Raw genomic sequence first — 25,419 nt, forward strand, 5'->3', positions numbered from 1 at the left:
CCTCAGGCCATCACACCATGGGGGCGGCGTGGGCTTTGCGATCAGCAACGGCGGAGTGCCCGCGGTCCCGACCTTCGAGAATCGACTCGAGCACTTCCCGTGACCGAACAGCGAGCACGGACAACAGCGTGTCGCTCAGGCCGTGCGTGGTCTCGCAGCAGCCCTGGAGATAAATCCGGGCATCGCTGTCCCGCAGGTTGAGACAGTACTGACGGTCAGGCGTGAGGTTTTCCAGGTGGCCACCCAGCCCCGCCAGCAGTTCGTGGTGCTGATTCCGGCGGTAACCGGTGGCCAGGATGACAGCATCAAATCCCAGTTCCTGCTGGCTATCGGTAGCCAGGTCGTGCAGGGTCAGGCGCAGCTCACCGTCACCCACGTCAACCCGGGCAACATCCCGGCGGGTCAACATTTGGTGTCGCTCCTCTCCCCGCAGCTTCTGGAGATAGAACATCTGGAAGATGCGCTCGATCAGCTCAAGGTCGACCACCGCGTAGTTGGTGTTGCGGAACTCTTCAAGCAGTTGCAAGCGTCGCGACTCGGGTTGCTGATAGATCTGGTCGATAAACGACGGGTTAAAGATTTCATTGACGAACGGGCTATCATCCGAGGGCTTCAGAGCGGTTCCACGCAGAATCATGGACGCATCCACCTGGGGGAATCGCTGGGTAAGGTCTTCGAAGATCTCCGCCGCACTCTGGCCGCCCCCGACCACGGCAATCCGCGCCTTGCGACCCTGGTCGGCAAGCAGGGTGTCAATGCGCCCCCGATACTGCGACGAGTGCACGATGCGCGGGTCGGTTATTCCTTCAAACGCAGCAGGAACCTGAGGCGCACCGCCCATACCAAGTACCAGGTTACGGGCCCTGCGGCTTTCAAGCTCGCCCCCTGCGGTTCGGGAGAGCACGTCAAACCCGATCAACCGGCCGTCTTTCAGGAAAGGCTCAACACCCTCTACCTCGCGACCGTAGTGCACCTGATCGTCAAAGTGACTGGCAGCCCACTGCAGGTAATCGTTGTATTCCTCCCGCGCGGGGAAGAACGTCTGAATGTTGATGAAATCTTCGAGCCGCCCCTGCTCCTTCAGGTAGTTGATGAAGGTAAAGCGGCTTTGCGGGTTCCGCAGGGTGGCCAGATCCTTGAGAAACGAAATCTGCATGGTGGAGCCGTCAATCAGCATACCTTCATGCCAGTTGAATTCTGGCTTGCGCTCCAGAAAACAGGCATCGGGCGAAGACCCGCCCTCAGCGTACTCCTGTGTCGCTATTGCCAGCGCCAGATTCGACGGGCCAAAACCGACGCCAAGAAAATCATGCATGTGGCTCATCACCGTTCTCCCGTAATAATGGATTGCGAAAACATTGCCTGAAGGCCTGTCGATACCCGGCCAACAAAGCAAATAATTCTCATTTACATACAGACGAACTGGAACGCCGGATGTTTAGGCCTGGCCGGAAAAAGTCACTCTCCGATCATCTGCAAGGCGTCATGGCGTGACTGCTGGCGATCCTCGGCTGACAACTCGACCAGTCGGCCACTGTCCATCTTCAGCAGCCGGTCCGCGTGGTGGAAATAACGGTCGTCGTGGGTAATGGCGAAAATGGTTTTGCCCTGCGCTTTCATCTCCGGTAGCAGCTCCTGGTAAAACAACCGGCGGAAAACCGGGTCCTGGTCGGCGGCCCATTCATCCAGCAGCAGGATGTCCCGCTTTTCCAGCAAAGCCAGCAACAGCGCCAGCCGCTTTCGCTGCCCCTGTGAAAGCCGGGTATCCTGAAGACGGCTGCCGGCCACCTTCACCTTGTCCTCCATGCGGAGGCGTCCAAGCCAGTAATTCACGTCCGCCGGGTCTGCGTTCTGACCCTGCTGGGCGATGAGCTGGTCAAACAGAAAGAAGTCGGTAAACACGGAACCAAACAGGCGGCGATAGCTGCTCCAATCCTCCGGTCGCAGGGGCTGGCCGTCGATCTGGATCTCGCCCTGGTGCGGCAGATAAAGACCAGACAGCAAACGGGCCAGAGTGGACTTACCGCTGCCATTACCACCGACCAGGAAGAGGGTTTCGCCACGACGGATCGTCAGGGTGACCGGCCCCACGTCGAACCCCTGCTCACCATGCTGGGCCGGATAGCGATACCGCACCGCATGCAACTGCAGTTCCTGCCATTCACCCGTCGGATCACGGCTCATATCCTGGAAGCCGGGCTGATACTCCGCCAGCGCCAGGGTATCGAGCTTGTCGAGCGAGACCCGAGCCGACAGCAACGCGGGCAACGCCGCCACGGCAGAAACCAGAGGGGTACGCATGAAAAGAATGGTCAGGGCATAGGTAGGCGCCACGGAGGCCGCTGCCCACCCCAGGCCATTGACCAGATAGAACACCAGGCCAATGGTGCCGAGCACCATGATGTTGGCCCAGTTGCTGGCGATGCTGTGATAGCGGTCCGCCAGCGTGACATGGCTGCGATAGGTTTCTGCGCTCAGATCAAACTCGTCGTCGTAGTAACGGCGAGCACGGTCACGGTTGAGGCTCAGCTCTTTCCGCCCTTCAATAGCCGCCTCGTAGTCCTGATAAATGCGATCTTCAGATTCGCGAAGCTGCTGGAGATGGTGACTCAGGGCCCTGATCAGCACCCACCCCACACCAATGGTGAACGTCATCCAGAGCAACGTCATGACAAATAGCGGCAGTGACAGGTAGGCCAGGTACGCGAACGCTGCGACACTCAGGCCAAGGCCGTATATCAGCTGAGGCAGATTGACAAATGCCAGGGTGATATTACGGATATCGCTGGACAGACTGGCCAGAATATTCGCCCCGCCAATCTCTTCCAGGCGCTCAATTCCGGTATCAAGAACCCGCTTGACCATCGACCGCCGCAATCCGTAGACAAACCGATGACCAAGCGCCGTCAACAATATCTGGGCGTAGGAGGCGATGATCAGCAGTACCACCAGCAGGCCGGTAAACTGCCAAAGCAGACCTGCCCCGCCTTCTGTCGCAGACACCAGGCGCTCGTTAATAAACGCCACCACCCCGACACTCAAAAGCGCACTCACAACGCTCAGCAAAAGCGCAACGGTCAGCGCCCCCGGGTTGTGACTAAATACCAGACGGATCAGTCTCATGAACAACAGTCCCCAATTCGCGAATGAGAAAGGCTTGGATTAAAACGGATAGGATTGGTCCAGGCTGCCACGGCAATGAGCCAGCGCATCCTTCAGCATGAAGTTGATCAATGTGGGAGAGACCCCAATAGCGAGAGCCACCTCCCTCTGGGTCAGACCTTCAACCCGGGTAAGCATTAACACCTTCTGTACACGAGCAGGCAGCTCTGCGAGAGAAGACAGCGCATGGTGCAGTGCCCGGGTTCCAGCCAACTGCCGTTCTGGTGAAGCCGAAAGCACACCGGCTTCCTCCTCCACATCGACATCGCAGGCTGCGAAGCGGTTTTCCAGGGCCAACCGGCGAAGACGATCGATGGCGAGGTTACGCACCACCCGGTGAAGAAAGCGGCCCTCGTCCCTGACATTGTCGGCGAATCCCTGGTCCCACACTTTCAGGAACGCATCCTGTACCACATCCTCAGCCTTTGCCCTGCACCCAAGGAGATATTGAGCGGTGTCCACCAGGGGTTTTCGATGCTGCTGGTAGGCCGCTACAAGGCGCCTCTCCCAATTCGGCGCTCCGGTAACGTCAACGGATCTTAGGTCGGACAGGTTGCGAGCCTGTTGATCCAATTCGTGCCTGAAAGAACTCATAGCAAGCCGTCCCTGGGTAGTTTATAAATGACAATCATTTGCATTTAACCATCATTAACATTTGGGATTCAAGGCCTGAAAATGAACAACCGGCAACAATCACGGAATGAGTCGAAAACCCATGCTTTACAGCCGGCTCGTTTAGATCATTGTTTATATGGGTGTTTTCAGGCGAGAAATGCCAAAGACAGATAAAAAAAGAGTCGCGGCGCAGGCTAGGCTCTTGACAGCCCACACCCCCAACCATAAGATACGCGCCGCTTCCATTGGTGAAGTGACGGCAAGGTAGCTCAGTTGGTTAGAGCACGGCACTCATAATGCCGGGGTCGGCGGTTCGACTCCGCCCCTTGCTACCAGAATTTAAAAGGTCGCGACTCACGTCGTGACCTTTTTTCGTTTCGGGGACGCCCCCGCCCTTCCCGGGAATTGAACGCGGGACGACCCGCCTCCATTGTTCCTGAATTTCCATGAGAACCACTAAAGACAGAATCCGTCAGGCCGTCTCGTTCGAGATCATCGGCCTGCTTATCGCCATCCCATTAGCCGCACTTGTGTTTGGCTTCGAGCTCGACAAAACCAGCGTCCTGGCTGCCATAGGTGCAACCATGGCAACCGGCTGGAACTACCTCTTCAATCTCATGTTCGATCACGGCCTGAAACGGCTTACCGGCTCTACTCGTAAGTCACTGAAGATGCGGTTATTTCATGCGCTCAGCTTTGAACTTGGCCTGATGATAACCTTCCTTCCGGTCATCGCCTGGTGGATGGGCATTGGGCTGGTTGAGGCACTGATCGTCGACATCGCCTTCGTGGTCTTTTATCTGGTGTATGCGTTCGTTTTCACCTGGTGTTACGACACGGTGTTTCCTGATGACGACGCCAGCCTCAGTTGAGATCGTTTCGATACCGGCACCATCGAATGGCATTGCGCAGCTCTTCCGTCAACTGGCCATTCCCATGCTCATGGGAAACGTATAGGGAAAGGTCTACCCAGGCCGCCCTACGCACAAAATAATCGCCCTCATAATTGTCCATAAACTTGTCCACGAGCACCCAGGGAATGACCACAACATCTGCCCGGCCCAACTTGAGCAGGTAGACTGCCTGGCGCCATTCGGAGACGTGTAGAATCTTTGCGTTTTCGCCTTGAACCAGTTGATCCCCGACGAACTTCCTGACGAACGCGTAGGTGAGGCCAGCCGTCTGGTTGAGGGGAGGCATCTCTTCCAGAAACAGGTAAACGTACTCTGTCTGGAAGAGTCGCCCACCGAAATCAGCGTAGCGGTCCCGTTCAGAGGTCTGGACCAGGGGAAGGCCTACCGCAACACCGCCCTTTCGCAGTTGGTAAAGCAGCTGGGCCAAAGGCATTTCAACGAACTGAAAATCCCCGGGAACCCGTTCGAACACGCACCGATAGAAACCGGAAAAGCGCCCCTCCAACGCTCCCTCCGAAACCGTTATTTCCCGCTCTATCCCAGCAGCAATTCCGACGCGCACTGGTTCCTGCGCGTGCGAAAGATTCAAGGGCATAGCGATCGCGAGGAGGGCGATTAGTAGAGGCTGATAGCGCGCAGACTTCCTGTCCATAAGAGTGACTCGTCAACGGAGATCCATTCACACCGCAAGCTTAGTTCAATTTTTCATCGCGCTCCACGTAATGACAGGCCACCCAGTGCCCGGCCTGGTCTTGCCGTCAAGCACCGGCACTTCCCTGGCCTTCGTCATTGGCTCCGGGAATCGCTGTCGGGTCCATCCACATGGCTTCCCATACGTGCCCGTCCGGGTCGGCGAGATTTCTGTTATACATGAACCCCAGGTCCTGTAACGGGTTGATGTCTGCAACGCCGCCGTTGTCAGCGGCAGCGTTATTCATCGCGTCGACGGCTTCGCGGTTGCTGCAGGAGATGGCCAGCATCACCTCGCTGGAGGTGGTCGGCGGAATTGGGCGGTCAGTAAACGTGCGCCATTTGTCGTGGGTGAGCAACATGACGTGAATGGCCTCGCTCCAGACCATGCATGCGGCAGTATCGTCGGTGAACTGGGGGTTGTTCCTGAAACCAAGCGCCTCGTAGAAGGCCATGGAAGCATTGAGGTCTTTTACCGGCAGGTTTACAAAAATCATTGATGTCATGGTTCACGCTCTCCAGATTGTAGGTGGTAGAAACAGGTTGTTAGTGCCCTGTTACCTTCTTGTCGGTTCACCATTGCGAATTTCGACATCGTTTCCACACTTTATTACGACTCCTGTCGTTCTACGTAGTGACAGGCCACCCAATGCCCTGCCCCGGTTTTGTCTTCCAGTGCCGGCACTTCCCTACTGCAATAGTCCGTCGCCAGCGGGCATCGTGTACGAAACACGCAGCCGCTGGGGGGATTCATCGGCGACGGCAGGTCGCCTTCCAGTTCCGCCGGGGGCTTGGCCCGTTCCCTCTCCGGGTCAGGGATCGGCACCGCGGCCATCAGAGCCTGAGTGTAAGGGTGCCGGGGGTTGGCAAACAGTTCAGCACGGGGGGCGTTTTCGGCCACATTGCCCAGGTACAGCACCATCACCCGGTCACTGATGTGTTTGACCACGCTCAGGTCGTGAGCAATGAAGATCAATGACAGGCCCATGTCCCGCTGCAGGTTTTTGAGCAGATTAATCACCTGAGCCTGTACCGACACATCGAGGGCGGAGACGGGCTCGTCGCAGATGATCAGTTTCGGCTCCAGTATCAACGCCCGGGCAATGCCCACCCGCTGGCACTGGCCACCGGAGAATTCGTGGGGGTAACGGTTTTTCTGGTGAGGGTGCAGGCCAACGCGATCCATGATGGCATCCACTTTCTCCCTCAGCTCGGCGCCCTTGATATCCGGGTAGTGGGTACGCAGGGGCTCAGCAATGATGTCGCCGACGGTCATTCGTGGCGACAGAGAGGCAAGCGGATCCTGGAACACCATCTGCAGGCGTTGGCGACGCTTGCGCAGTTGTTTCAGGTTGAGCCCCCGCAGGTCCTCGCCCAACCACACCACCTTTCCCGCCTGGCTGGGCACCATGCCCATGATGGCCCTTGCCAGGGTGGACTTGCCGCAGCCGGACTCTCCCACGATGCCGAGGGTTTCGCCCTCGTTGAGGGTGAAGCTGACGTTGTTCACCGCTTTTAGTGGCTGCGGCCGGGTCCAGGGCCAGGCGTTGCGAGGCATGATGTCGAAGGTAACCCGCAGGTTTTCCACCGTCAGCAGGCGCTGTTGTTCGCTCATCGAATCGCCTCCCTTGGCAGATTGCATACACGAATCCGCTCTGCCCCGAATCGCTCCGGTGGGTCGAGTTCGTGATAGCAGCGCGGCTCCGCCACGGGGCAACGGTCGCAGAATGGACAGCCCGGCGGCAGGTTCATCAGGTTGGGCGGGTTGCCGGGGATGGTGACCAGTTCATCCATCTGCTCATCAATACGCGGAATGGCGCCCATCAGGCCTTTGGTATAGGGATGGGAGGGATCCCGGAACAGGTCCCGGGTGGCAGCGAATTCCATCATCTGGCCACCGTACATCACCAATGTCTGGTCGCAGCTTCCGGCCACTACGCCCAGGTCGTGGGTGATCAGGATAATCGCGGTATTGAATTCCTGTTGCAGCTCCTGCAACAAGTCCATCACCTGAGCCTGTACCGTAACATCCAGGGCGGTGGTGGGTTCGTCCGCAATCAGCAGGCGCGGCCGGCACAACAGGGACATGGCGATCATGACCCGTTGACGCATACCCCCGGAGAATTCATGGGGGTAACAATGAATTCGGTTGCGGGCCTCGGGGATACGAACCGCTTCCAGCATCTGCAGGGATTCCTGAAGAGCCTGTTTGCGGCTGATGCCTTTGTGTTGCACCAGCACTTCGATGAGCTGGTCGCTGACTTTCATGAACGGGTTCAGGGACGTCATCGGGTCCTGGAAAATCATACCGATGCGGGCCGCACGGATCTGATTCATCCGCTTTTCCGGCAAGTTAAGCAGTGGCTCGCCTTCAAAGATCACCTCGCCATTGACCCGGGCGTTGTCCGGGAGCAGGCCCATCAGCGCAAATACCCCCTGGCTTTTACCCGCGCCGGACTCACCCACGATGCCCAGAGTCTGCCCAGCCTCCAACTGGTAGCTGAGCCCCCTCACTGCCTGCAAGGTGCCATCCGGTGTATCGAAGGCCACTTCGAGATTATTGACTTCCAGCATTGCCATAGATCGAGTTCCTGCCGGCTCAGCGGTCTTTAGGGTCAAGGGCATCCCGCAGCCCGTCGCCGAGAAAATTGAAACAGAACAGGGTGAGCACCAGCATCAGCATCGGGAAAATCAGGGTCCATGGCGCGGTCCACATGGCATCCGCGCCTTCGGAAATCAGCGCACCCCATGACGTGTAGGGTTCCGACACCCCAAGCCCCAGGAACGAGATAAAGGATTCGAACAGGATCATCTCCGGCACCAGCAGGGTTGCATAAACAATCACCACGCCCAGCACATTGGGCACGATGTGGCGGAGCACGATCAGGAAGGGATGCACACCGACGGACATGGCGGCCTCAATGTACTCCTTGCGCTTCAGGCTCAGGGTCTGGCCCCGCACAATCCGGGCCATATTCAGCCAGCTCACCGCGCCGATGGCTACGAAAATGAGCAGTACATTGCGTCCGAACACCGCCATCAGAACGATCACCAGGAACATGAAGGGAAAGGCGCTGAGCACTTCGAGCGTCCGCATCATGATGGCGTCGGTACGGCCACCCACGTAACCGGAAATGGCCCCATAAAGCGTGCCGATGACCACCGCCGTCAGCGCTCCGAGAACGCCGACCATGAGGGAAATACGGCTGCCCTGCACAGTGCGTTGGTAGAGGTCCCGGCCGATGGGATCAAGACCGAAATAGTGCTGGCTCGCCAGGCTGGGCAAGCCATCTTCATCCAGGTTTGGCAAACTGGCCCAGTCGATGGACTCGTTATCCCAGGGTGACAGGTACTGGCCGAAGGCCGCGAACAACAGCAACAGTGCCAGCACGACCAGGCTAGCCACCGCCGCACGGTGGTTCATAAAACGCCGTCGCGCGTCACGCCACAGGCTGCGGCCTTCGGTGTAGGCGTCTTCCGCAAGGGTGTCCGCCAGTTCGCCCATGCCCGCATGTTTGTCGGAGAAAAACATCAGTAACGCACCCTCGGGTCCAGCCAGGTATAGAGAATATCCACCGCCGCGTTAAAGACGATGGTCAGTACGCCCACCAGAATGGTGACCCCGAGAATCAGTGAGTAGTCCCGGTTGATGGCACCGTTGACGAAGTGCTGGCCAATGCCGCCCGTGGAAAATACCTGATCAATGATCACCGAACCGGTGATGATGCCCACGAAAGCCGGCCCAAGGTACGACACCACCGGAATCAACGCGGGCTTGAGGGCATGACGCAATACGATCTTGTGGCGGGGAATGCCCTTGGCTCGGGCGGTGCGGATGAACGGACTGCGCAGGGTCTCTATCATGCTGCTACGGGTAATCCGCGCCACCTGCGCAATGTAGGACGTCGCCATGGCGATGATCGGCAGCACGATGTATTCCACCTGACCGCCTTCCCAGCCGCCGGCAGGCAACCAGCGCAACGTGACGGCAAACAGCAGCACCAGCAACGGCGCCATCACGAAATTGGGGAACACCACCCCGGTCATGGCGGCGGTCATCACCGTATAGTCCGGCCAACGGTTTTGTTTCAGGGCCGCAACCACACCCAGCCCCACCCCGAACACAACCACGAACAGGAAGGACCAGGCACCGATGTAGGCGGACCGGGGAAAGCTGGATTCGATCAGCTCATTGACCGTGAAGTCCTTATAACGAAACGAGGGCCCCAGGTCGCCCTGGGCGACGTTGCCCACGTAAATGAGGTACTGCTGCCACAGGGGCTTATCCAGGTTGTATTTGGCCTCGATGTTTTCCATCACCGCTTCCGGCACATTACGCTCGTTGGTAAACGGGCCGCCAGGTGCCGCGTGCATCAGCACGAACGAGACAGTGATCAACGCCAGAATGGTTGGTACCGCTACCGCCAGACGCCTGATGATAAAACTGAACATGGCTTCCCTCAGTCCGCAGTGATGTACATATCCTTGCTGTAAACAATGTTACGGGGATTCTTCTCCGGATAGCCCTTCAGGGACGGGCTCACCAGCGCCACCGTGGTGTTGAAGTACACCGGCACCACCGGAAACGCCTGCCACAGGATCTCCTCGGCCCTGACATAGTAGGGATTAGGGTCGTCGCTGGAACGGGCATCCAGCAGCAACTGGTCGTATGTTTCATTGCTCCAGCCGCCGTCGTTATTACCGCTGTCGCTGGTTAGCAGGGTCAGGAAGGTGGAGGCTTCGTTGTAATCCCCTTTCCAGCCAAACCGGGCGATACCATAGTTGCCAGCCTGCTTCTCGGAGAGGAAGGTTTTCCACTCCAGATTGCTGATGGTGACCTTTGCCCCCAGCTTCTCTTTCCACATCTGGCTGACCACGATGGCCAGCGCCTTGTGGCTCTCGTCGGTGTTGTAGAGCAGTTCGAATTCCAGTGGGTTGTCTTCATTGTAGCCGGCTTCCTCAAGGGCTTCGCGCGCCTCTTCGTCGCGGCGGGTCTGGGACCAGGTAGCGTACTCCGGCTGCCGGAAGTCGAAACCGCTGACGTAGGGCGGTGTCAGTGTGAATGCCGGCATCTGGTTGCCCCGGGTGATGTAGCTGACGATGATATTGCGGTCAATGGCGTAGGTCAGCGCCCGACGCACTCTCACGTCGTCAAAGGGCGGCCTGTTGACGTTGAACGCATACATGTACGTGGCCATGCTGGGTACCATCACCAACTCTTTGGGCCGCTCTTTTTTCAACCGGGCCATCTGGGACACCGGCACCGTGGAGGTCATGTGCAGCTCGCCACTGGCGTAGCGCTGAAGCTCGGCGGACGAAGATTCGATCGGCAGGTAAACCACCCGGTCGATGATGGTGCTGTCATCCCCCCAGTAGCGGGGATTGCGAGCCGCCACCAGCTTCTCGCCAATATGCCAGGCGTTCAACGTATAGGCTCCGTTGGAAACCATCTTGCCAGGCCTGGTCCAGTCCTCGCCGTGGGCCTCGATGGCCTGGCGGGGGGCAGGAAACATCGTGTAGTGGACGGTCATATCCGGCAGGTAGGTGATCGGCTCGTCCAGGGTCACCTCGAAGGTGAAGTCGTCGACAGCGCGCACACCCAGCGTATCCGGTGTCTTTTCCCCTGCGATGATCTCGCCGGCATTGGCCACCCCGGCAGACTCGATGTAATACGCATAGTTTGAGCCTACCTCCGGGTCGACCGCCCGGCGCCACCCATACACGAAATCCTGGGCGGTAACGCGACTGCCATCGCTCCAGCGGCCGTCTTCACGGAGCTGGAATGTCCAGGTCAGGTTATTGTTCGATGAGGCCCAGGACGTCGCCATCGCCGGTTCGGTATCCCCTCTAGGGCCGCTGCGGGTCAACCCTTCGAACAGGTCAACCACGATGGCGCCACCCACGCTGTCCTGGACCAGCTGGGGGTCCAGGGAAGCAGGTTCACTGGCATTGCCACGAACAAGCACCTGCCTTTCGGCCAGTCTCTCACCGGTTTCCGGATGTTCCAGCAGACGGCTTTTCGGAGCGTTTACATCAGCGCCGGCTGGGGCCCGCCCACCATCATCTTCCGGATAATCATCACTGCAAGCGATCAGAAACAGGGAAAGCAGGACGGCCCAAGCGGCCCTCGTCTTGGAGCCAAGGGGGGGCGTTGTTGTCTGGCGGATGATGCCTGTTGTTATTTGCAGGTTTGTGGCTGTCATATCTGTTCGAACCTAGCGCGGAAACACGGAAGTCACAAGCCGATGAGGGTCAACATGAAACAATGCTCACGTTCCTGTGCCTGTGGCATACTCAATCGGGATGTTCGACCTCAACAACAACGCTTGATAAAAGGGATGCTCAACCATGAAACCGGAAACTCTCGCCCTTCACGCTGGCTTCAACGGCGATCCGACAACCAACGCCGCGACCACGCCCATCTACCAGACCACCTCCTACACGTTCGACGACACCCAACACGGTGCGGACCTGTTTGACCTGAAGGTACAGGGCAACATCTACACGCGCATCATGAACCCCACCAACGCCGTACTGGAGGAACGTATGGCGCAGCTTGAAGGTGGTGTGGGTGCGCTCGCAGTAGCCTCGGGCATGGCGGCCATCCTTTACTCGCTCCAGACCATCTGCAAAGTGGGGAATAACATTGTCAGCACCGGCCAGCTCTATGGCGGCACCTACAATCTGTTCGCCCACTCGCTGCCGAACCAGGGCATCAACTGCCGCATGGTACGACACGATGATTTTGACGCGGTGGAGAAAGCCATTGATGACAATACCCGCGCCCTGTTCTGCGAATCCATTGGCAACCCGGCCGGTAATGTGGTTGATATCCAGCGCTGGGCGGACATTGCCCACAAACACGGCATTCCGCTGATCGTCGACAACACCGTGGCAACGCCTTTCCTGTGCCGGCCCTTCGAACACGGTGCAGACATCGTGGTGCACTCGCTGACCAAATACATCGGCGGCCACGGCACCACCGTAGCGGGTGTGGTGGTCGACTCCGGGAAGTTCGACTGGGCCGCCAACAAGGCGAAGTTCCCCATGCTCAACGAGCCGGACCCGTCCTACCACGGCGTGGTCTATACCGAAGCCCTTGGCGCAGCGGCTTTCATCGGGCGCTGCCGCGTGGTTCCCCTGCGCAATACCGGCGCCGCTCTGGCTCCGTTCAATGCCTTTTTGATCATGCAGGGCCTTGAAACACTCGGCCTGCGCATGGAAAGACACTGTGAAAACGCCGAAAAAGTGGCCAATTTCCTGCAAAACCATCCGTCGGTGGAATGGGTAAACTATGCCACCCTGGACGACAGCCCCTACAAAGCCACCTGCGACAAAATCTGCGGCGGCCGTGCGTCAGGCATTCTCAGTTTCGGCATCACCGGCGGGCTTGAGAATGGCGCGAAATTCATCGATGCCCTGCAACTGATCTACCGCCTGGTCAACATTGGTGATGCCAAATCCCTGGCCTGTCACCCCGCCACAACGACACACCGGCAGCTCAATCCGGAGGAACTGGCAAGTGCGGGTGTCAGTGAGGATCTGGTGCGCCTGTCCATTGGCATCGAACACGTGGATGACATCATTGCCGATATCAGCCAGGCGCTGGACAAAGCAACCGCCTGATGTGATTGCCGGGTACGACGAAAGTCGTGCCCGGAACCCCCGTGATTGTCCGTACCTGCCTTGTATCCTCCGCCGGCGCAGATTACCCTTTAGGGTCAGCCAAGCCCTTTATCCGCCGCCGAGAAGAGAGTCCCCCAGTAATGAGCGACAGTGCCAAATCACGCGTCACCAGTGGTTCAAAGTTCCGCAACGAACATGGATTCTCAGCGATCAAGGATGGCATCAAGCGCTCGGGCTCGGGCATCATCGACACCAAAACCCAGCGTAAACCGTCCTGGCTGCGTGCACGCATGCCCGGCGGCGAGCGCTATGAAGCGGTGCGCAAGAACGTCAGCGAACACCGGCTGAGCACGGTCTGCCAGGAATCCCATTGCCCGAACATCGGCGAATGCTGGGCCAACGGTACCGCCACCATTATGGTGATGGGCTCCGTGTGCACCCGCGCCTGCCGCTTCTGCGCCGTTGATACCGGCAACCCCAAAGGCTGGCTGGACCATGAGGAACCGGAAAATACCGCGAAATCCGTTGAACTCATGGGCCTGCGCTATATCGTACTAACCTCCGTAGACCGGGACGATCTGGACGACGGCGGCGCCGCTCACTACGCAGCCTGCGTGTCCGCCATCAAGCAGCGCACTCCCCATGTCGCAGTGGAAGCCCTGACACCTGACTTTGACGCCGTCATGGCGCACGTTGAGAAGGTCGTGGACTCGGGCCTGGACGTTTTCGCACAGAACGTGGAAACCGTGAAGCGCCTGACCACTCGCGTGCGGGACCCCCGCGCCGGCTACGAGAAAACCCTCAGCGTACTGGCGCACGCCAAGCAATACCGTCCGGACGTGCTCACCAAGACCAGCCTGATGCTGGGCCTCGGTGAAACCGAAGAGGAAATCCTCGAAACCATGGACGACCTGCGGGCTATCGGCGTCGACATACTGACCCTGGGCCAGTATCTGCGCCCCACTCAGAACCACTTGCCGGTGGAAAAGTACGTAACCCCGGACGACTTCAATCGCTACCGCGAGATTGGCCTGGAAAAAGGTTTCATGGAAGTGCCGTCGGGCCCCATGGTGCGCTCCAGCTACCGTGCCGATCGCGTGTTCGAAAAGAACAACCTGGGCCTTGCGGTGCCAGACGTACCTGCTTCCTCCAACGCCCAGCAGATTCCGGTCAAAGCGGTAGACTGAACCACTGATCAATTCCCTGGAATAGACCTCAAACAGGGGCACCGTCGACGGACAGTTTGTGGCACACTCTGCACTCGCTTTCACTGTGTAGGGTAATTCTTACGATGTCCTGGCTTCGATCTTTCTATGACCGGCTGATTTTCCCCCGTCCTGTTCTGGTACTTCTGCTGTTTGGCGCCCTGCTGTTGATCGCCAGCCTGCGGCTGGACCAGTTCCGCCTGGATGCCTCGGCCGAGTCGCTGGTTCTTGAGGATGATCGCTCCCTGGAGCAGTACCGGGAAGTGAATCGCCGCTTCACCACCTCTGACGATTTTCTCGTTGTCACCTACACGCCGGACCAGGAATTGTTCAGCAACGAGGGCCTGGCGTTGCTGGCGTCGTTGCGAGATGAGCTCGCAGCCCTGGAGAATGTCAGCTCCACCAACAGCATCCTCAACGTCCCCCTGCTCCACAGCCCGGACCTGACCCTGGACACCGTCGACTCAGAAATCCAGACCATTGACGAGGATGACGTTGCGCCGGACACCGCCAAAAAAGCGCTACTCAACAATCCGCTCTACCCGAACCTGCTGATCAGCGAAGACGCGCGCACCACTGCGATACAGGTGAACCTGCCCACTCCCGAGCGCTATTTTGAACTGCTCCGGGAGCGCAACGAGCTGCGGGATAAAGTGCAGAGCGGCCAAGCCTCGGCAGAAGAACAGCAAAGACTGGAAACCGTCAGCCAGGCATTCATCGAGTTCACCGAGGCCCAGGGCGAGGAAAGGGACCGCACCATCAAACGGGTCAGGGACATCCTCGACAGCTACCGTGACCGCGCCGAGATCTACCTGGGCGGCGTACCCATGATCGTTGCCGACATGATCCGTTTCATCCAGAACGACCTGTCCACCTTCGGTGTTGGTGTGCTGATCTTCCTGCTGTTGACCCTGGCAATCATTTTCCGCCAGTGGCGCTGGGTGCTGGTACCACTGTTGTGCTGCAGCTTTACGGTGTGGCTGGTGATCGGCTATCTGAGCTGGGCGCAATGGCCAGTCACGGTGATCTCATCCAATTTCGTGTCGTTGCTGCTGATCATGACCCTCTCGCTGACCATCCACCTGATCGTTCGCTATCGGGAGTTCCAGCACGACGACCCTGAAGCCGAATCACGGGATACGCTGCGGCACACCTTGCTGGCGATGATCAAACCCTGCTTCTACATGGCCATCACCACCATTGTTGCTTTCGGCTCGCTTACGTTCAGCGGTATCCGCCCGGTGATCGATTTTGGCTGGATGATGACCATCGGCCTGACCGTGGCCTTCCTCATCACATTTATCATCTTCCCGGCCCTGCTGGCACTGCTGCCACCGCCGGTGGACGACCGGGTTCGCTCCAACCGAATTCCCTTTACCGATTGGTTTGCGCGGTTTACCGAGCACTACGGCAAAACCGTACTAGTCGGCTCCGCCATCCTCGCGGTGCTCTGCGTCATCGGCCTAAACCGCCTGACGGTGGAAAACAGCTTCATCGACTACTTCAAGTCCAGCACCGAAATCCACCAGGGCATGATCACCATTGATGACCGTCTGGGAGGCACGACCCCACTGGATGTGGTAATCACAGACGAGAAACCACCCGAAAGCGAAGCCGGCGGCGACCCCTTTGCCAGTGATTGCGATCCGTTTGTGGAGGACTGCGAGGGTGCCGAGGAATACCGGGACACCTGGTTCACCTATCAGAAGATGGACCGCCTGGGTAAGGTTCACGACTACCTGGACAGCCTGCCAGAGACCGGCAAGGTCATGTCCATCGACACCACCCTGGACATCCTTGCCCAGGTTAACGGTGGCGAGGCCCTGAATGCCCTGGAACTGGCGTTCGTCCCCTCGGCGGTGCCGGACGGTCTGAAGGACATTCTTCTGACCCCCTACATCAGCGAAGAGCATGACCAGGCCCGCTTCAGTATCCGCATTCTGGAGACTTCCCCTGACCTGCGCCGGCAGGCATTGCTGGACCGCATACGCACTCACCTCACCGAAGAAATGGGCTTTGAGGACGATCAGGTGAAGCTTACGGGCATGACGGTGATGTACAACAACATGCTGCAAAGCCTGTTCGATTCGCAGATCAAGACCATCGGCATTGTCTTCCTGGCCATCATGGTGATGTTCCTGATCCTGTTCCGGTCGATAAAGCTGGCGCTGATCGGCATGGCCCCGAACCTGATCGCGGCGGGTTCGGTGCTGGGCCTGATGGGCTGGCTGGGGATTCCGCTGGATATGATGACGATCACGGTGGCGGCCATCACGGTGGGGATCGCAGTGGACGATACCATTCACTACATCCACCGTTTCAAGACGGAATTCGAGAAAGACGGCGACTACCTCGCCACCATGCACCGCTGCCACCGCAGTATCGGACAGGCGATGTTCTTTACCTCGCTGACGATTATTACCGGCTTTTCGATCCTGGTGCTGTCGAACTTTATTCCGACCATCTACTTCGGGTTGTTTACCGGCTTTGCCATGTTCATGGCACTGGTGGGGGCGCTTACGTTGTTGCCTCGGCTTATTGTGCTGGTTAAGCCGTTCGGGGCTGAATTGTGAGTAACACTCTCCTAGCCTTCACAATTTGGTGATTGTCGCACCGATGTAGGCCCTTCCCGCCGCGACCTGACTCCCAACCAGCAGGCTACAGTCACAAAAAAACCGCCCAAGCCAGAGGCAAAGGCGGTTCTTTCAGGCCCCGGGCGTTAACCCGGAAGGCAGCAGTACGAGCTATTGGTGCTTACTGCATGCCCTGCTGCATCTGACGCTGCTGTTGCATCTGCTGCTGCATTTGCTGCATACGCTTGTTCAGTTCATCACGCTGCTCCTGGGTGAACACCGCATCAACCTTCGCCTGCATCAGGGTAGACATGGCCGTCATCTCGCCAGTTACATCACCCAGCTTCTCGGCGTTGTCACGAATCGCGTCTTCGTCGTAATCCGGCTTGATCTGAGCCTGGATCTGCTGCTGCAGTTGCTGGGCTTCGCCCTGAAGCTCCTGAATCTCAGCCTGCATCTCTTCAATGATGCCGCGAATTTCTTTCTGCTGGTCTTCACTCAAGCCAACCATCTGAGCCAGCTGATCAACCTGGTCCGGCTGCCCGCCAGATTGCTGCGCCATCGCCGGAGAAGACAGCCCGATAGCAATCAGGGCAATTCCGAACAGTTTCACGAGCTTCATAGAAATCTCCACTAATCGATTATTTAAGTCGCTTTGGGTTTTCGAGCCCTACACCCTAAATCAAAACAACCGGGTATTTCACCCCGAACCCCCTTCTTTTTGTACATACTTCACACCCTCACATGCCTCAGCTCCCACCATGGGCGGGTTGAGAGAAATGTGAAAATTTAGTCATTCCCGTCCATAATGGCGCCGTTCAGCCACTTCAGGAGTATCAACCATGGCCATTAACTGGTTTCCAGGGCACATGCACAAGGCCCGCAAGGAAATCAAAAAGGTAATGCCCCAGATGGATCTCATTATCGAGGTCGTGGACGCGCGCCTGCCGTTCAGCAGCGAAAATCCGCTGGTCCCTGCCCTGCGCGGCGATACGCCCGTCATCAAGGTGCTTAACAAGCGAGACCTGGCTGACCCGGCCATTACCGAACAATGGCTCGGCTGGCTGGAAAAGGAACGTGGCGTTCGGGCCATCACCATGACCCACAACCAGCGCGCGGAAGCCCTCGACATCCTGCGACTGGCCGGTGAAATGACGCCGGATCATGATCGCCAGAAACGGGCGCTGCGGGTGATGATCCTGGGCATCCCCAATGTCGGGAAGTCCACGCTGATCAATACCATGGCGGGCCGGCCGGCGGCCAAGACTGGAAATGAGCCCGCAGTGACCCGGGCGCAGCAGGCCATCAAACTGCCAGACAACGTTCTGCTCTATGACACACCGGGGTTTCTCTGGCCCAAGCTGTCTCCGGAAGCCTGCGGATACCGCCTGGCTATTAGTGGCGCCATTCGCAGTGCGGTGATTGAGTTTGAGGACGTGGCGTTATTCGAGGCGGATTACCTGCTGGACGCGTATCCCGAACTGGCAATGGCGCGCTACGGGTTTGAAGAAAGGCCCCGGGACGGCCTGGCACTGATGGACGGCATCGCGGAAAAACGACGGTTCCTGGGGAGAGGTGGGGTTCCGGACCTGCACAAGGTGTCGGAAATACTGCTTAACGAATTCCGCTCCGGGAAGCTCGGGCGAATTTCGCTGGAGACGCCCGCCATGGTCGAGCAGGAAGCCCGGGAAGAGGCTGAACGTCAACGCGAGAAATCCGACAAAGCCTGATCATCGAGACCACAACGGCATACGTTGAACCATCCCGCCGCCACATAGGCGGACGGCAGTGCGTCGAACATATCACGTGCCGTGCGAACCAGATGGGGCTGGTCGTAGAACCCGGCCTCTGTCGCCAACCGGGAGACGGATATACCCGGTTTCCAGAACGCCAATGCCCGGTTGATCTTCAGGTGCAGGAGAAAGCGGCGCAGCGGCACGCCCGTTTCCTGGCGAAACAGATGCGTCAGCCGTGACGAGGACAGCCCGACACTTTGAGCCAGAGAGTTCAGTTCCAGGCGTTCCGGCAGTTCTGCCCTCAGCTTCCCGCAAATGGCCGCTATACGGTCGTCCAGCGCAACGGGCGCGTGCCCGCTCCGGGAGATTACTTTTGCCAGCGCGCCGGCCATGGCCTCGCAGCCTGTCTCCCCGGGGTCAGGCAGATCCACACCGGTCAACGAAAGATCCGTGGAGGCCATGCCTGCCGTAACAGATTTCAGGGACCGCCAGTAAACGCTGTCGGGGTCGAGCTGGACGCTCCAGATTCTGGCCTCCCCAGGCTCCAGTGCCTGGGGAACGTCAGGGGCGACGATGGCGGCGCGGGTTTCCCGCCATTCACCGTCCACAGCCAGCCGAAAGGGACGGTCGAGCCCCACCAGCAAAGAAGCGCTTATGTGGCGGTGGGAGCGGTTGGGCATCAATTGCCCGAGTACCTGCCAGTGATCCTGCCACAAAAACACGGTGCCCTTGTGGCTCTGATCGCTGGTTGGTGTTTTGAAGGGCGGTGCCTGCATGGTGTCACTCAACTCTGCATTTCCCTGCAAGCATACCTCAAGCAGCCTTGTTTCAGTGACTCTGAGGCTGGCGCCCACCGTTATGGCCACCTTGGGCATGAGGCACCGGTATTCCCAGCTTCGCCGCAAGCTCGATGCTAACGAAGATCGGCCCGATCAGCAGGAACACAAGGTCTTCCACGAACGACGGCTTCTTGCCTTCAATTTTATGGCCGACCACCTGGACCGCCCAGGCAACGATCCAGACCACAAGACTGGTCCAGAACAGGGACAGACCACTGGCCAGCACACTCTGTATGGCCCACAAAGACAGTACAAACCAGCCCGCCATCAATACGAACACCCAAAGCGACAAGCGCAGATAAACGATACCCGACAAGCCCGCGAGAATCGTGGCGCCGTTGACCCAATAGGCCCCAGAGCCAGAAAGGCCAAGCCAACTGCCTACCGGTATCAGCCAGAACAATCCCAGTGTTGATATCAGGATTGCCGGAACGCAGGCAATATGGACCCACTGGTTGACGGTGTTCTGATGGCTATCGCCGTAGTCATGCAGAAATTGAGACAGTGAACGCACGGTGAATCTCCCTCGGGTTATTGTTGATAAACGCCATCTTACCAACGTCCATGATCGCCGCCTTGTACGTAACGGCTATGCCGGCTCGCCTGGCCTCTTCTTGCACCTTACCAAGGTCAAATATCGCCGCAGCGCCAAAGCGCCTAGACTGATGGTTATAGTCAGAGACAGAGGGGACCGGCCCGGTTCGCGGTGCAGGCCCTGCTAAGGAGGAAAGTATGAGACGGGTTGTAGTTACCGGAATGGGCATTGTTTCCTGCCTCGGCAACTCCACGGATGCGGTGCTGGAAAGCCTCAAGGCCGGCAAATCGGGCATCCGGTTCAATGAAACCTATCGTGACATGGGCTTCCGCAGCCAGGTGGCAGGTTCTGTTGATGTGGATACGTCGGTCATCGACCGTAAAACCCGACGCTTCATGGGCCAGTCGGCGATGTACAGCTACCTTGCCATGGAGCAGGCCATTGCGTCCTCACGATTGACAGACGATCTGGTCTCCAATGACCGTACCGGCCTGATTGCCGGCTCCGGCGGCGCGTCCAGTGCCAGCCAAGTGGAGGCCGTCGACATCATGCGTGAAAAAGGTGTCAAACGCATCGGGCCCTACATGGTGCCACGGATCATGACCAGTACCGTGTCGGCCTGCCTGGCCACCGCGTTCAAAATTCGCGGTGTGAACTACTCCATGTCGTCTGCCTGCGCCACCAGCGCCCACTGTATTGGCCACGCCGCGGAGCAGATCCAGTCCGGCAAGCAGGACATCGTATTCGCCGGCGGTGGTGAGGAAGAAGACTGGAGCCTGACCATGTTGTTCGACGCCATGGGCGCCTTGTCCACCAAGTATAACGATGCCCCGGAAACCGCATCCAGGCCCTTCGACGCCGGTCGTGACGGATTCGTTATCGCAGGCGGTGGCGGCATGGTGGTAATGGAAGAGCTTGAGCATGCCCTCAAGCGCGGTGCCCCCATTATTGCCGAGCTGACCGGTTATGGCGCCACGTCCGACGGACACGACATGGTCGCCCCCTCTGGCGAGGGCGCCATGCGTTGCATGCAACAGGCGCTGTCCACGGTTGAAACACCGGTGGACTACATCAATGCGCATGGCACCAGCACGCCGGTAGGCGATGTGGCGGAGATGAAGGCGGTACGGAACGTCTTCGGTGATAAAGTGCCGCAGATTTCGTCCACAAAGTCGCTATCCGGCCACTCTTTAGGCGCATCGGGTGTTCATGAAGCGATCTATTCCCTGATCATGCTGCAGAACGGATTTATTGCGGGCACTAAAAACCTGACAAACCTGGATGACACCATTGCCGGAATGCCGGTTGTGGGGCCTGATTCCAAAGCGGCGCCACTGAATACAGTGATGTCCAACAGCTTCGGGTTCGGCGGCACCAATGCCTCGCTGGTATTCGGAAAAGCCTGACTTCCTGACGAGCCTAGCTTGTGGGCTCGTCCGTGAGTTCCTTGCCGCCGTTCAGGGACAGTAGCTCCAGCTCCTCGGCCAACCCCGAACGCCACGGGAGCTGCTTGACGCCAAAGGTGTTGCGGATCTTGGTGCAGATCATGGTGGCGTTCGCGGGCTCCAGGGTTGCCCATGCGGGCGTTTCATCCACCACCCGGATACCATCGGGAATACCCCTCAAACCGGTGATTGCAAGCCCCAGCTCATAGAGAGAGATATCTTCCGCACCGGCATACTGATAGGTGCCCCACACCTCCGCACCACAGTCTATCTGCTGCACAATCGCGGTAATCACCCGGGCAAGATCACTGACAGTCACAGGTTGGCCACGGCATTTACCGGGTAACTTGATGGTGTCGGACCCTGCGGCAACGGACTGCACCTTGCGGACAAAGCGCCCCAGGCTCCAGCCCGTCCTCAGAATGATATGCCGCGGCAACAACGTTCTCAGCGCCTGTTCGCATTCCCACTGCCAGTTACCCAGCTCGTTACAGGGCTGACCGGGATTGGAGGCAATATAGGCACTCTGCTTTCGGCCGTCGAACACGTAGGAAGACGACAACTGCAACAACGCGATATTGTGCTCACAGGCGTGCTCAGCCAGTGCCACAGGCAACGAAAACGACGCCTTGTGGGCCAACTCGGGGTTCTTTTCCGCACTTTCAGGGTCCGCAAGCCAAAGCGCGTTCACGATCAGATCAGTGTCGTCGGGAACCCAGCCTTCCAGCGCCGAAAGATCCGCGGTTTCAAGCTCGCTGATCAGCAACGGGCTGACATGGAGCGAGGTATTCCTTAAACGCTCCAGCAATACCCGCCCCAATGGGCCATAATCATGAACAACAAGAACGTGCACGAGCGCTCATCGCCTCCGGTTTCTATCTTCGCAACGGGTAACAATACCGTTGCCACTTTATCGGTATGCTGCTGTAAGTCTTTACCACACTGTAATCGTTCCCACAGCTTGTTGGAACGCGTGCACGGGATATCACTGATATGACGGGCACCCGATACCGTTCGAGCCAATGGCACGCGGTGTACACCCCATAGAATACGTGTCGGAGTACTGAGCAGACCTGACGAGCATACAACAACAGGATCCTACATGCTGAAACAACAAAGCCATATCGTTGCCCCCATTCCGGATGAGCTCCGCACCCGCGCACTTTATACCGTCAATGAGCTCCGGGAGCGGGGAAAGGCGGACAAGATAGCCATCGACAAACTGTTCGAACTGATTGTCGAGATGACCGACAACGGTCTGGATTTCTTTTTCCTGGAACCCCTGCGCCGGCTGAATGCCAGCAGCATGCTGATGGGTATGGCCAGAATGGGCATCGGCAGCATGCTCAAAGGCAGCAAGATGGTCGTCCACAAAGTCCTGAAGAAACTGGACGACCGCAGCCTGGCCGCGATTCTCGACTTCATCGAGGAAATCATCCACGAGCCGGAACCCGCTTCCTGATCACCTACCCTGCTGCGGTGTTGCCCGAATCCTCGTACAGCCTGGGCACCCGGGCTGTAATACCCGTTAGCAGTTCGTAGCCAATGGTACCGGCGTGTTGCGCCACTTCATCCACACTGACATGCCGCCCCCAGAGCTCCACAGAGTCGCCAGGACAGGCGTCAGGGGCGCCCTTCAGGTCCACGGCCAGCATGTCCATGGACACCCTGCCAATCAGGCGTATGCGGTTACCGCCGACCCACGCCGGAGTGCCCGTGCCGGCATGGCGAGGATAGCCATCACCATAGCCAATGGCCACAATCCCCATTCGTGTTTCCTGAGTCGCGGTCCAGCTGTAGCCATAGCCCACGGACTCTCCCGGTTGTAGCGTTCGCACGGCGGTTAAAGGGGCTTCCAGTGTCATTACCGCTTCCAGTCCCAGCTCCGGGCCAGTCTTGCCCAAGGTCGGGGAGGCGCCGTAAAGCATGATGCCGGGACGGGTCCAGTCGAACGACGGCTGGGCAGGAAGAAAATGGGCGGCGGAATTGGACGCGCTTTTCTCAAGTTTTGGCCAGTCCACCACGGCTTCACTGAATATTCGCGTCTGCTGGTCCGTGTCATCGCTGGAGATATCGTCCGCACAGGCAAAGTGCGTTACGAAACCCGCCACCTTCTCCGCCGCGGCAATGGTACCCAGTCGTGCCATAACATCGGCCAGTGCGCTCGGCGCGAAACCAAGCCGATTCATGCCGGTATTCACTTTTACCCAGACCGTCGGCGTCCCACCAGCCTGCTCCAGCCAGTCCAACTGATAATGACTGTGGACCACCACTTCAAAACCTTCGCGAACACACATCGCGACGTCCTCGGCACTGTGCATGCCCTGCAACAACACCACAGGATGGTCAACACCGGCCTCACGGATCGCCAGGGCTTCTTCCAGACAGGCAACGGCAAATTTGGGTGCATCGCTCGCCAGGGCCCGTGCGACTTCACGGATGCCATGGCCATAGCCATCGGCCTTGATAACGGCCATCGCCCGGGCCGGGCTGGCCAGCCGACAGGCGAGGCGATAGTTGTGGCGGAGTGCACGGGTATCAATACGGGCAAGGGTCTTCCGTGGCATTAATAATCCCCGCCGTAATCGCCGTGGGCCAGATCCTCGAACTTGGTGTACTTGCCGATGAAGGCCAGTCGCACAGTGCCAATGGGGCCGTTACGTTGCTTACCGATGATGATTTCGGCAATGCCCTTGTCGGAGGTGTCTTCGTTGTAGACCTCATCCCGATAGACAAACATGATGACGTCCGCGTCTTGCTCGATCGCACCGGATTCCCGCAGGTCCGAGTTGACCGGGCGCTTGTTCGGCCGCTGCTCCAGGCTCCGGTTCAGCTGCGAAAGCGCCACGACCGGGCAGCTGAGCTCCTTGGCGATCCCTTTCAGGGACCGGGAGATCTCGGAAATCTCGGCGGTCCGGCCCTCGGTGTTGCCGGGCACCCGCATCAACTGGAGGTAATCGACCATGATCAGGCCAAGCTTGCCTTCGTTCTCCCGGGCAATACGACGAGCCCGGGAACGCATTTCGGTTGGGCTCAGACCAGGCGTGTCGTCGATATAAAGCGGCTTGTCTTTCAGCAGACTCACCGCGGATGTCAGCCTGGGCCAGTCGTCCTCTTCAAGCTTACCGCTACGAATCCGGCTCTGATCAATACGCCCTAGTGACGACAACATACGCATGACCAGCGCATCCGCCGGCATTTCCATACTGAACACCAGAATCGGCGCGCCGGTGCTTATCAAGGCGTTCTCGACGATATTCATGGCAAAGGTGGTTTTACCCATGGACGGTCGCCCCGCCACGATCAACAGATCCGAGGGCTGCATCCCCGACGTCCACTCGTCCAGGTCCTTGAAGCCCGTGGTCAGACCCGTTGTAGTCTCGCCGGACTCGAACAGCTCCTCAATGCGACTGAGGGCCTTGGTGAGAATCGGGTTGATGGCCTGGGGGCCAGAGCCTTCCTTGACCCGCGATTCGGCGATCTGGAAGACGTTACGCTCGGCTTCATCCAGGATCTCGTTGCTGTTCCGGCCCTGGGGGTTAAACGCCGAATCGGATATCTCGCCGGACACCTGCACCAGTTGTCGCAGAATAGAGCGCTCCCGCACAATCTCGGCATAGGCGCGGATATTGGCGGCACCGGGTGTCTTCTCGGCCAGCTCTGCCAGGTAGGAAAGCCCACCCGCGTCTTCGATATCACCGGCACGCTCCAGGAATTCGGTCAGCGTGACAACATCAAGCGGTTCGCTTTCGCCCGCCAGTCGCTCGGCAGCACCAAAAATGAGGCGGTGATCCTGGCGATAAAAGTCGCCAGCGGAAATGATCTCCGAGATTTCATCAAATCGGCGGTTGTCCAGCATCAGGCCACCAAGCACCGCCTGTTCGGCCTCCACGGAATGAGGTGGAACCTTGATTCGGCTGGTCTCAGGGTCGCTGTTTACCGGTTTGAAATTCGGGTTGGCCATGGAAACGTCTTCGTCTGGGCATCACATCCGTGACAGTTTACGGGGATTGTCGATGCGATGGGAGAGCTACGGAAAACACAAATCATACACCAGAAAGCAACAGGCCCGGAATCCA

General features: G+C 58.4%; 23 protein-coding genes and 1 tRNA gene. 8 read left to right on the forward strand and 16 right to left on the reverse strand.

Annotated features, from left to right (window positions below; all coding sequences use genetic code 11):
- Positions 1 to 10 precede the first annotated feature (10 nt).
- The 3 genes from SIC19_RS05040 to SIC19_RS05050 form a co-directional block, all read right to left on the reverse strand.
- Positions 11 to 1,324, reverse strand: a complete 1,314-nt coding sequence (locus SIC19_RS05040) for a lysine N(6)-hydroxylase/L-ornithine N(5)-oxygenase family protein (protein WP_075194962.1) — start codon at positions 1,322 to 1,324, stop codon at positions 11 to 13.
- A 134-nt stretch (positions 1,325 to 1,458) separates the two neighbouring features.
- A complete protein-coding gene (locus SIC19_RS05045) occupies positions 1,459 to 3,123 on the reverse strand; it encodes a multidrug ABC transporter permease/ATP-binding protein (protein ID WP_075194961.1) in 1,665 nt (554 codons plus the stop codon).
- 39 nt (positions 3,124 to 3,162) lie between these two features.
- Positions 3,163 to 3,756, reverse strand: a complete 594-nt coding sequence (locus SIC19_RS05050) for a sigma-70 family RNA polymerase sigma factor (RefSeq protein ID WP_126810535.1) — start codon at positions 3,754 to 3,756, stop codon at positions 3,163 to 3,165.
- Between the two features lie 279 nt (positions 3,757 to 4,035).
- Between SIC19_RS05050 and SIC19_RS05055 the strand changes: the two genes are divergently transcribed.
- Both SIC19_RS05055 and SIC19_RS05060 read left to right on the forward strand, forming a co-directional pair.
- Positions 4,036 to 4,112: transfer RNA gene (locus tag SIC19_RS05055), tRNA-Met, on the forward strand.
- Positions 4,113 to 4,223: 111 nt separating this feature from the next.
- Entirely contained in the window at positions 4,224 to 4,649 is a 426-nt protein-coding gene (locus tag SIC19_RS05060) for a PACE efflux transporter (RefSeq protein WP_075194959.1), read from the forward strand.
- On the opposite strand, the gene SIC19_RS05065 is transcribed toward SIC19_RS05060, so the two are convergent.
- From SIC19_RS05065 to SIC19_RS05095, 7 genes are all read right to left on the reverse strand, one after another.
- Positions 4,642 to 5,253, reverse strand: coding sequence for a transporter substrate-binding domain-containing protein (locus SIC19_RS05065; RefSeq protein ID WP_226909953.1), 612 nt, complete (start codon positions 5,251 to 5,253; stop codon positions 4,642 to 4,644). The genes SIC19_RS05060 and SIC19_RS05065 overlap by 8 nt on opposite strands.
- 196 nt (positions 5,254 to 5,449) lie before the next feature.
- Complete coding sequence (locus SIC19_RS05070; protein WP_075194957.1) at positions 5,450 to 5,887, reverse strand: VOC family protein; 438 nt, start codon at positions 5,885 to 5,887, stop codon at positions 5,450 to 5,452.
- A 104-nt stretch (positions 5,888 to 5,991) separates the two neighbouring features.
- On the reverse strand, positions 5,992 to 6,996 hold the full coding sequence (locus SIC19_RS05075; RefSeq protein ID WP_075194956.1) for an oligopeptide/dipeptide ABC transporter ATP-binding protein: 1,005 nt from the start codon (positions 6,994 to 6,996) through the stop codon (positions 5,992 to 5,994).
- On the reverse strand, positions 6,993 to 7,961 hold the full coding sequence (locus tag SIC19_RS05080; protein ID WP_036203948.1) for an oligopeptide/dipeptide ABC transporter ATP-binding protein: 969 nt from the start codon (positions 7,959 to 7,961) through the stop codon (positions 6,993 to 6,995). The genes SIC19_RS05075 and SIC19_RS05080 overlap by 4 nt, the downstream gene beginning before the upstream one ends.
- A gap of 19 nt (positions 7,962 to 7,980) precedes the next feature.
- Entirely contained in the window at positions 7,981 to 8,913 is a 933-nt protein-coding gene (gene oppC / locus SIC19_RS05085; protein WP_087148987.1) for an oligopeptide ABC transporter permease OppC, read from the reverse strand.
- Positions 8,913 to 9,833: an oligopeptide ABC transporter permease OppB gene (gene oppB, locus SIC19_RS05090; RefSeq protein ID WP_036203943.1), complete on the reverse strand. Its 921-nt coding sequence runs from the start codon at positions 9,831 to 9,833 to the stop codon at positions 8,913 to 8,915. Before oppB ends, oppC begins: the two co-directional genes overlap by 1 nt.
- Before the next feature lie 8 nt (positions 9,834 to 9,841).
- Positions 9,842 to 11,584: a peptide ABC transporter substrate-binding protein gene (locus tag SIC19_RS05095; RefSeq protein WP_075194955.1), complete on the reverse strand. Its 1,743-nt coding sequence runs from the start codon at positions 11,582 to 11,584 to the stop codon at positions 9,842 to 9,844.
- A gap of 145 nt (positions 11,585 to 11,729) precedes the next feature.
- Between SIC19_RS05095 and SIC19_RS05100 the strand changes: the two genes are divergently transcribed.
- The 3 genes from SIC19_RS05100 to SIC19_RS05110 all read left to right on the forward strand — a co-directional run bounded on the left by SIC19_RS05100 (position 11,730) and on the right by SIC19_RS05110 (position 16,785).
- The gene (locus SIC19_RS05100) at positions 11,730 to 13,007 is read left to right on the forward strand and encodes an O-acetylhomoserine aminocarboxypropyltransferase/cysteine synthase family protein (RefSeq protein WP_036203937.1); all 1,278 of its coding nucleotides are present in this window, start codon (positions 11,730 to 11,732) and stop codon (positions 13,005 to 13,007) included.
- Between the two features lie 140 nt (positions 13,008 to 13,147).
- Entirely contained in the window at positions 13,148 to 14,194 is a 1,047-nt protein-coding gene (lipA, locus tag SIC19_RS05105; protein ID WP_075194954.1) for a lipoyl synthase, read from the forward strand.
- Positions 14,195 to 14,298: 104 nt separating this feature from the next.
- On the forward strand, positions 14,299 to 16,785 hold the full coding sequence (locus SIC19_RS05110) for an efflux RND transporter permease subunit (protein ID WP_075194953.1): 2,487 nt from the start codon (positions 14,299 to 14,301) through the stop codon (positions 16,783 to 16,785).
- A 181-nt stretch (positions 16,786 to 16,966) separates the two neighbouring features.
- On the opposite strand, the gene SIC19_RS05115 is transcribed toward SIC19_RS05110, so the two are convergent.
- Entirely contained in the window at positions 16,967 to 17,407 is a 441-nt protein-coding gene (locus SIC19_RS05115; protein WP_036203929.1) for a Spy/CpxP family protein refolding chaperone, read from the reverse strand.
- A gap of 220 nt (positions 17,408 to 17,627) precedes the next feature.
- Here SIC19_RS05115 and ylqF point away from each other — a divergent pair, with 220 nt between their 5' ends.
- The gene (gene ylqF / locus SIC19_RS05120; RefSeq protein ID WP_041333456.1) at positions 17,628 to 18,515 is read left to right on the forward strand and encodes a ribosome biogenesis GTPase YlqF; all 888 of its coding nucleotides are present in this window, start codon (positions 17,628 to 17,630) and stop codon (positions 18,513 to 18,515) included.
- Here ylqF and SIC19_RS05125 read toward each other — a convergent pair.
- Both SIC19_RS05125 and SIC19_RS05130 read right to left on the reverse strand, forming a co-directional pair.
- Positions 18,488 to 19,309 (reverse strand): helix-turn-helix transcriptional regulator, encoded by an 822-nt coding sequence (locus SIC19_RS05125; protein WP_226909954.1) that lies wholly within the window; start codon positions 19,307 to 19,309, stop codon positions 18,488 to 18,490. The genes ylqF and SIC19_RS05125 overlap by 28 nt on opposite strands.
- Positions 19,310 to 19,349: 40 nt before the next feature.
- On the reverse strand, positions 19,350 to 19,874 hold the full coding sequence (locus SIC19_RS05130) for a DUF962 domain-containing protein (protein ID WP_075194952.1): 525 nt from the start codon (positions 19,872 to 19,874) through the stop codon (positions 19,350 to 19,352).
- Between the two features lie 218 nt (positions 19,875 to 20,092).
- Here SIC19_RS05130 and fabB point away from each other — a divergent pair, with 218 nt between their 5' ends.
- Positions 20,093 to 21,301 carry a beta-ketoacyl-ACP synthase I gene (fabB, locus tag SIC19_RS05135; protein ID WP_075194951.1) on the forward strand — a complete coding sequence of 403 codons (1,209 nt, stop codon included), beginning with the start codon at positions 20,093 to 20,095 and terminating at the stop codon, positions 21,299 to 21,301.
- 13 nt (positions 21,302 to 21,314) lie between these two features.
- Here the strand turns inward: fabB and SIC19_RS05140 are convergent, their stop codons facing one another.
- A complete protein-coding gene (locus SIC19_RS05140; RefSeq protein WP_075194950.1) occupies positions 21,315 to 22,193 on the reverse strand; it encodes a sugar nucleotide-binding protein in 879 nt (292 codons plus the stop codon).
- 249 nt (positions 22,194 to 22,442) lie between these two features.
- Between SIC19_RS05140 and SIC19_RS05145 the strand changes: the two genes are divergently transcribed.
- On the forward strand, positions 22,443 to 22,802 hold the full coding sequence (locus tag SIC19_RS05145; RefSeq protein WP_075194949.1) for a hypothetical protein: 360 nt from the start codon (positions 22,443 to 22,445) through the stop codon (positions 22,800 to 22,802).
- Positions 22,803 to 22,806: 4 nt separating this feature from the next.
- Here the strand turns inward: SIC19_RS05145 and alr are convergent, their stop codons facing one another.
- On the reverse strand, positions 22,807 to 23,907 hold the full coding sequence (gene alr, locus SIC19_RS05150; RefSeq protein ID WP_075194948.1) for an alanine racemase: 1,101 nt from the start codon (positions 23,905 to 23,907) through the stop codon (positions 22,807 to 22,809).
- Positions 23,907 to 25,304 (reverse strand): replicative DNA helicase, encoded by a 1,398-nt coding sequence (gene dnaB, locus SIC19_RS05155; RefSeq protein ID WP_036203907.1) that lies wholly within the window; start codon positions 25,302 to 25,304, stop codon positions 23,907 to 23,909. The genes alr and dnaB overlap by 1 nt, the downstream gene beginning before the upstream one ends.
- Between the last annotated feature and the right edge of the window lie 115 nt (positions 25,305 to 25,419).

Origin of the sequence: Marinobacter sp. MIT930201 (genome assembly GCF_047122665.1) — a bacterium.
GTDB lineage: Bacteria > Pseudomonadota > Gammaproteobacteria > Pseudomonadales > Oleiphilaceae > Marinobacter > Marinobacter salarius.

What these genes read in the sequence shown, in the direction of transcription:
- SIC19_RS05110 (WP_075194953.1), top strand. Translation starts at nt 14,299, where the DNA reads ATGTCCTGGCTTCGATCTTTCTATGACCGGCTGATTTTCCCCCGTCCT.
- SIC19_RS05145 (WP_075194949.1), top strand. Translation starts at nt 22,443, where the DNA reads ATGCTGAAACAACAAAGCCATATCGTTGCCCCCATTCCGGATGAGCTC.
- SIC19_RS05100 (WP_036203937.1), top strand. Translation starts at nt 11,730, where the DNA reads ATGAAACCGGAAACTCTCGCCCTTCACGCTGGCTTCAACGGCGATCCG.
- ylqF (WP_041333456.1), top strand. Translation starts at nt 17,628, where the DNA reads ATGGCCATTAACTGGTTTCCAGGGCACATGCACAAGGCCCGCAAGGAA.
- lipA (WP_075194954.1), top strand. Translation starts at nt 13,148, where the DNA reads ATGAGCGACAGTGCCAAATCACGCGTCACCAGTGGTTCAAAGTTCCGC.
- SIC19_RS05095 (WP_075194955.1), bottom strand. Translation starts at nt 11,584, where the DNA reads ATGACAGCCACAAACCTGCAAATAACAACAGGCATCATCCGCCAGACA.
- SIC19_RS05040 (WP_075194962.1), bottom strand. Translation starts at nt 1,324, where the DNA reads ATGAGCCACATGCATGATTTTCTTGGCGTCGGTTTTGGCCCGTCGAAT.
- dnaB (WP_036203907.1), bottom strand. Translation starts at nt 25,304, where the DNA reads ATGGCCAACCCGAATTTCAAACCGGTAAACAGCGACCCTGAGACCAGC.
- SIC19_RS05045 (WP_075194961.1), bottom strand. Translation starts at nt 3,123, where the DNA reads ATGAGACTGATCCGTCTGGTATTTAGTCACAACCCGGGGGCGCTGACC.
- alr (WP_075194948.1), bottom strand. Translation starts at nt 23,907, where the DNA reads ATGCCACGGAAGACCCTTGCCCGTATTGATACCCGTGCACTCCGCCAC.
- SIC19_RS05115 (WP_036203929.1), bottom strand. Translation starts at nt 17,407, where the DNA reads ATGAAGCTCGTGAAACTGTTCGGAATTGCCCTGATTGCTATCGGGCTG.
- SIC19_RS05070 (WP_075194957.1), bottom strand. Translation starts at nt 5,887, where the DNA reads ATGACATCAATGATTTTTGTAAACCTGCCGGTAAAAGACCTCAATGCT.
- SIC19_RS05060 (WP_075194959.1), top strand. Translation starts at nt 4,224, where the DNA reads ATGAGAACCACTAAAGACAGAATCCGTCAGGCCGTCTCGTTCGAGATC.
- oppB (WP_036203943.1), bottom strand. Translation starts at nt 9,833, where the DNA reads ATGTTCAGTTTTATCATCAGGCGTCTGGCGGTAGCGGTACCAACCATT.
- SIC19_RS05080 (WP_036203948.1), bottom strand. Translation starts at nt 7,961, where the DNA reads ATGGCAATGCTGGAAGTCAATAATCTCGAAGTGGCCTTCGATACACCG.
- SIC19_RS05075 (WP_075194956.1), bottom strand. Translation starts at nt 6,996, where the DNA reads ATGAGCGAACAACAGCGCCTGCTGACGGTGGAAAACCTGCGGGTTACC.
- oppC (WP_087148987.1), bottom strand. Translation starts at nt 8,913, where the DNA reads ATGTTTTTCTCCGACAAACATGCGGGCATGGGCGAACTGGCGGACACC.
- SIC19_RS05050 (WP_126810535.1), bottom strand. Translation starts at nt 3,756, where the DNA reads ATGAGTTCTTTCAGGCACGAATTGGATCAACAGGCTCGCAACCTGTCC.
- fabB (WP_075194951.1), top strand. Translation starts at nt 20,093, where the DNA reads ATGAGACGGGTTGTAGTTACCGGAATGGGCATTGTTTCCTGCCTCGGC.